Annotated in this window: 5 protein-coding genes; 3 read left to right on the forward strand and 2 right to left on the reverse strand. The window is 45.7% G+C overall.

The features are described from left to right. The first annotated feature begins 221 nt into the window (after positions 1 to 221). On the forward strand, positions 222 to 2,186 hold the full coding sequence (pulA, locus tag HMPREF3090_RS05945; protein WP_067975140.1) for a type I pullulanase: 1,965 nt from the start codon (positions 222 to 224) through the stop codon (positions 2,184 to 2,186). Between the two features lie 71 nt (positions 2,187 to 2,257). On the opposite strand, the gene HMPREF3090_RS05950 is transcribed toward pulA, so the two are convergent. Further along, positions 2,258 to 3,364: an FUSC family protein gene (locus tag HMPREF3090_RS05950; RefSeq protein WP_070486168.1), complete on the reverse strand. Its 1,107-nt coding sequence runs from the start codon at positions 3,362 to 3,364 to the stop codon at positions 2,258 to 2,260. 206 nt (positions 3,365 to 3,570) lie between these two features. Here HMPREF3090_RS05950 and HMPREF3090_RS05955 point away from each other — a divergent pair, with 206 nt between their 5' ends. Next, positions 3,571 to 4,026: a Fur family transcriptional regulator gene (locus HMPREF3090_RS05955; RefSeq protein ID WP_198434471.1), complete on the forward strand. Its 456-nt coding sequence runs from the start codon at positions 3,571 to 3,573 to the stop codon at positions 4,024 to 4,026. Positions 4,027 to 4,112: 86 nt separating this feature from the next. On the opposite strand, the gene proC is transcribed toward HMPREF3090_RS05955, so the two are convergent. After that, positions 4,113 to 4,919 carry a pyrroline-5-carboxylate reductase gene (gene proC, locus HMPREF3090_RS05960; RefSeq protein WP_067975149.1) on the reverse strand — a complete coding sequence of 269 codons (807 nt, stop codon included), beginning with the start codon at positions 4,917 to 4,919 and terminating at the stop codon, positions 4,113 to 4,115. Positions 4,920 to 4,999: 80 nt separating this feature from the next. Here proC and HMPREF3090_RS05965 point away from each other — a divergent pair, with 80 nt between their 5' ends. After that, positions 5,000 to 5,794: a hypothetical protein gene (locus tag HMPREF3090_RS05965; RefSeq protein ID WP_067975154.1), complete on the forward strand. Its 795-nt coding sequence runs from the start codon at positions 5,000 to 5,002 to the stop codon at positions 5,792 to 5,794. Positions 5,795 to 6,074 lie beyond the last annotated feature (280 nt).

The following is a 6,074-nucleotide window of genomic DNA, read 5'->3' on the forward strand; positions in this document are numbered from 1 at the left end:
TCTTATCCTCTTTGCCTCCAGTCATCCCTTTCTGGACGCCTTTGCTCACACCCTTTCCTTAATGAGCGAAAGTTAATGCACTAGTTAGTGAATTATTGCTATAATGAGGGTGATGTGAATTTTGATGAGGTTGATTCATTGGCTTAGGGACTTTTAGGGCTTAAGCGGGTGAGAGGCCTATGTACTGGCAGCCTGCATTTGCCAGATTAAGGAGATATAGAATGGAATTGCTTGATGACTTATTTGCCCTGTCTGGGATTGAATCCCCTCAAACGATTCGCGAGGCTATGCATAACTATGCTCTAAGCGAAGAATTTGACCAGACCTATGCTTACGGTGGCGCTTTGGGGGCAGTCTACCATAAACGTTTCACCCGTTTTGTGCTCTGGGCACCCCTGGCTCAGCAAGTAGATCTACTTGTATTTAAAGACTTGTATAGCGAATTGTACGATTCCTATCCGATGAAGCGGCAAAAAAAGGGAACTTATGAAGCGAGTATAGCAGGGGACTGCCACAATCTGGCCTACAGCTACCGCCTTTATTTTCCGGATGGGAGCTGTGTTTATTCCCAAGATCCCTATGCCAAAGCAGCCACGGTGAACAGTGGCCGGTCGGTAGTTGTTAATCCGACTAGCGCTTATCCTGAGGCTTGGGAAGAAGACCAGGGGCCTAAGATGGACGCAAGTGAAGTGGTGATCTATGAAGCTAATATTCGCGACCTAACTGCTGCCCCTTCTTCTGGTGTTCGCTTTCCCGGTAAGTATCTAGGCCTAGCGGAATCTGGAACGAAAACGGCCCAGGGCTTGGCAACAGGGCTCGATTATTTAGCTGATTTAGGAATCAGCCATGTCCAACTGATGCCTTTCTTTGACTTTGCCACGGTTGATGAAGAGCGAGAGAGTGGGCGCAACTATAACTGGGGGTATGATCCCCAGAATTATTTCTTGCCGGAGGGCTCTTATGCTAGCGATCCTTTTACCCCAGTGACCCGGCTTATAGAAACCAGGCAAATGATCCAGGCCCTCCACCAGAAGGGGCTGGGGGTGATTATGGACGTGGTCTTTAACCATGTTTATGATGAAGAGAGTCATCCCTTGATGCTTACGGTGCCGGACTACTATCTGCGCTTCCATGAATCGGGCCATCCCGCTAATGGATCAGGGGTGGGGAGCGAGCTAGCCACAGAGCGGCGGATGATGCGTCGTTATCTCTTGGATGCCATCCGTTATTGGGTAGAAGAGTACCATGTGGATGGTTTCCGTTTCGACTTGATGGGCTTGATTGATGTGGAAACCATGCAAGCCGTTCGCCAGTTGGCTGACCAACTGGGCCCCAATATTATTATTCTGGGCGAGGGGTGGAATATGGGCCACTGCCTAGCGGACCAGGATAAAGCTTGCTTGGAGAATGCCAGCCAGCTCGAGGGAATTTCTTTCTTCAATGACCGCTTCCGCGATGCCTTGCGGGGGAATGACTTTGAGGAGGGCCACGATACCGGCTTCATCTCTAACAAAAAGCACATGGAATTTCAAATTGTTGAGAATTTGAAGGGGAGTCAGACCCTCAATGGGGAGGACTACCACTTCCATGCCCCCCAGCAGCTCATCCAATACTGTGCGGTCCATGATAATTGGACGCTCTGGGATAAGTTGGCCATCACTCGGTCTCATGAAGTAGTTGGTTTCCGCCGTCGCCGTCAACTCTTGGCCAATACGCTGATTGCATTAACAGAAGGCATTCCTTTCTTTCATTCCGGCCAGGAGTTCCTGCGCAGTAAACTCAATCTGCGAAATACCTACAATGCACCGGTCGAGATTAATGCGCTGGATTGGGACAAGCGCGATGATGAAATCGAAGCGGTGACTTACCTTAAGGATTTGCTGGATTACCGCAAGAAGCACGAGGTTTTCCGCTTAACTTCTTTTGCAGCGATTTATGATCACTTAGAAATTTTAAGGGCGGATTCGCAAATCATCATAGCAGTCTACCAGGCCGCTGACCGGCAAATCTTAGTTGCTTATAACGCGAGCAAATATAAGCAGCTTGTCTCTTTGCCAGAAGGAACTTGGAAGCTAAGAGCCAGCGAGGGACGCTTCTACACAGATGAAGAAATGCGTGAAACTTATCAAGAAGAAGCAGAACTAGCCTTTCTAGCCGCAACGATATTTGAACAAGTGACAAAATAAAATTTAAAAAGGCCTTGAAGTTTGGAAAAAGTTAACTTCAAGGCCTTTTTGTTGATATTTTTAGTTGACGGCTATTTTTCAAGTCCTTTAAGGCTATCGGCTTGAAATTTGTCATCAACGTGGTGGAGATGGTAGCTGCGGACTAACATATTGAGCCGCATTAGACTTTCCTCATAACGAATAATCGCGGAGGTAATCAAGATAATCGCATTCGATCGTTCAAGCTGGGAAGTATCTGTCTCATCTTCTGAAAGCCGGGCAGCTTTGAACATGTTGTCGATTAGGTGTTGGCGGTATTGGGAAGTGGACTGGAAGAAGTTCACTTCAGTGGGAGAAATCCGCCCATCGAACTTAAGAAAGATTTGTTCGTGGGCTGCACACAGGGTTTCAATCCGCTCGCGAATCTCTAAACGTAAGCTATCCGGCAATTCAAAGACCACATTGGTATGTTCATGGAGCAAACGGAGGAGGCGGGTGGAATGGTTGAGGGCTTGGATGAAGCTGCGAAGGATGACCAATTTACGTTTGAATTCGGTAATCCCTTTGCCCCTCCAGACTCTTTCTTCTTTGAGTAGTTCAAAGAGTTCTTGGATGTGGCGGATCTTATGCCTTGCCCATGAGAGGTCAGAATTCAAGGTCGAATACTCACCATTTTTTCTAAGAATAGCTCTCAAGCGGATGCTGATCTCTGTATTTGTTGTATTAATTTCATCGTAGACCACCGCATCATATTTGGGCGGGAGGATGAAGAGGTTGACCAGAAAGGCGATAATGACTCCAAGCAAACTCTCAATCACCCGCTTGCTGGCGGTGAGAATGATTTCCTGGTCCGAATCAAAGGGGGAGAGCATGATAATAACCACTGTCATCGCAGCAATAGAGATGGCGTTGGACAATTTCATCGAATTCATCAAGACAATAAAGATAATAACAGTTAAACCAATAATTCCCGCATTGCGGCCAAAGAGCGTGGTCATGATGACGGCACAGAGCCCCCCCATGAAAGCAGCGATAATACGATTTGACATTGATTCCCAAGTTTTGCCAACGGATTGTTGCATGGTTAAAACGACTGTAAAGGCCGGCATCGTTGGATCGATATGGGGTAAAAGACTCGAAATAATAATGGCCACCATAACACCAATGCCAGTCTTAATCGTTCGGGCACCCAATTTCATTTTTGCTTTTTGTCTCCTTTGCAGATAATTTGTTGTAGCTTGCTTCCCTATAAGCTTACCATTGTTTGTTAGATAGTAAAGCCTTATTGCGCCATTTAGAATAAAATTTAAGGCTGGGGCTAGCGCCTCCCTTTAATAAGAGGTATACTGATATAGAATGGAATAATTATAATGTGAGAGGAGGAGAAAAGATGACGCGCCCTGTGATGGATAATGAAAGTAAATACGCCAAAACCATTACTGCCCTACGCGAACATAAAGTGAGGATCACGCCCCAGCGAGAAGCAATTATTAAATACCTCATTGAGACCAAGGACCATCCGACAGCAGAGGATATTTTCAATGAACTGTCGCCGCATTTTAAGAGCATGAGCCTGGCAACCGTCTATAATAATTTGAATCTCTTGACCCGGATGCACCTCGTCCGTGAATTGAATTATGGGGATGATGCTAGCCATTTCGACTTTGATTTGGATCGCCATTACCATGTGATCTGTGAGCACTGCGGCCGGATTGTCGACCTCTATTATCCGATTCTCTATGAGTTGGAGTCCTATGCGGCTGCCTATACAGGCTTTAAGGTCAATAACCATCGTTTAGAAATTTATGGCCTATGCCAAGACTGTCAACTTGAACGCCAAGAAACGGAAGACCATGGCTAGTCGAATTGCCTTAAAAATAAGTTATGATCAAGCGTGATGAAAAAAGAAGCTAGGCTCATTGTCCCAGCTTCTTCTTTACTTTAGGCCTAGTCTTCGGCTAACTCCTTGGCCTTGTCATGGCCAGCTAGAAGGCTTTCGATTATAGTGGAGCGGATTCCCAAGGCTTCAGCGGCTTGGACTTCAGCGATGGTTGTGCCGGCAGGCGTACAGACCATGTCCTTTAATTCACCAGGGTGGAGCTGGCTTTCTTGGGCCATCTTAGCTGCTCCCAGCATGGTCTGACTAGCAAAATCATAGGCATCTTGCCGGGGCATTCCAGTAAGAACTGCAGCATCCGCCATGGCTTCAAGGATCATGTACATGAGAGCTGGCCCTGATCCGGATAATGCCGTTACCGTATTCAAGAGGTCTTCACCCACAAAACGGGCTTGGCCTAAACTGGAAAAGATAGCTAGAAGGCCATTTCGGTCATCAGCTGTTAGGCGGTCATTGCCGACAATACCTGCCATTCCGGCACCAACCTGGGCAGGCGTGTTCGGCATAACGCGGGCAAATTTCTGGTCTGCTCCCAGTATTTGCTTGGCTCGCTCAAGGCTCAGGCTAGTGGCGATGGAGACCACTAGGGAAGAGGGAGCGAGTTGGTCTTGGATTTCCCGGATAACGCCTTCAATGTAGGCTGGTTTAAGGGCTAAGATCACATAGTCAGCCCCGGTAACCGCCTCTTGGTTGTCAGTGAAGCAAGTGATAGCAGGAAGCTTGGCAAATTTTTTAAGGGTATCGGCATTAGGATCTGCAAGGCGAACTTCCATCGTTTGGAAGGGCGGATTTTCTGAGATCCCCCGAGCGATAGCGCCGCCCATATTTCCTGCTCCGATAATCGAAATGATTGGCATAAATCTGACTCCTTTAATTTTTTTTACTATTATAGCACAAATCCTATTCCTCAAACTTAAATCCCAAGGAGGCCTAGCAAATGTTGAGCGCAATCAAAAGCACCCTCAGTTACTGGACGAAAGTGTATTTAGCCTTTCGCCATCGTTTGTCCATTATTACTGGATCTCTTTTGCTCCTTTTAGCTACCATCATTCTTTGCCTGCCCTTTATCAATACTTATCAGGGAAAAGTGGACCAAGACTTGAGCCAAGAATTCACCCAGCTTGAACCCTATTTTACTGGTCAGACACCGCGACATTTATCGGCTAATTCTTTTTCAGCTGGTTATTTTGAAGAAACGGACCATAGAGGACAAGACCAAGTTGCTGACTTGCACTTCTACTATTTTCCTAGTGCTGAAGAGCTAGGAGAGATTGAAGCCTCTGACCAAGCTTACTTTGTTTTTTTACCAGACCAATATTTTTACCGGCTAAAAGATGGGCAAGGGGGACAGGGGGCCTACCCTAGTCATTGGCAAGTTCCACAAAGTATGGATAAATTATTAGATGACCTAGAAACTTTTCAAGAGAAAGAACAAGCCCAAAGTCGCTTTGTGACTCTACTAGCTTTCCGCCATATTTTCTTTGTTTTTCTGGTATTTGCCTATAGCTTTTTAACAGCGACATATCTCAACCGGAGACGCCGGGTTTCTTTCCCCCAGTTGATGAATTTTGAAGATTGTTTTACTTTAGTGACCTTAGCAGCACTTCCAGGCTCAGTTTTAACCCTACTACCAGCCTTTTTCACCCAACAGCCAAGTCTTTTAGCTCTGAGCTTTATTATCATTACGAGTGGGCTTTTGTTGGGCCAAATCAAATTAATTGCAAAAAAATAGAAAAAGTCTTTGACAAAAGAAGGAATACTTGGTAAACTAATTTTTGTCGTTTGAGAGAGCGCCAGTCGCTCGAAACGCAAACGAAAAAAATAAAAAAACTTGTTGACAAGAAACAGACAAGTTGATATGATAGTTGAGTACTTCTCGAACGGGTTTAATTTTTTTAGAAAGAAAAAAACTTTTAAAAAATGCTTGACACGCATTCGAGAGATATGATATTATTAATGAGTCGCTTCGATGAGGTGGCGAGATAGACCTTTGAAAACTGAACAAAGAAGAC

Source organism: Aerococcus sp. HMSC23C02 (assembly GCF_001806805.1).
In the GTDB taxonomy this organism is placed as follows: Bacteria; Bacillota; Bacilli; order Lactobacillales; family Aerococcaceae; genus Aerococcus; species Aerococcus sanguinicola.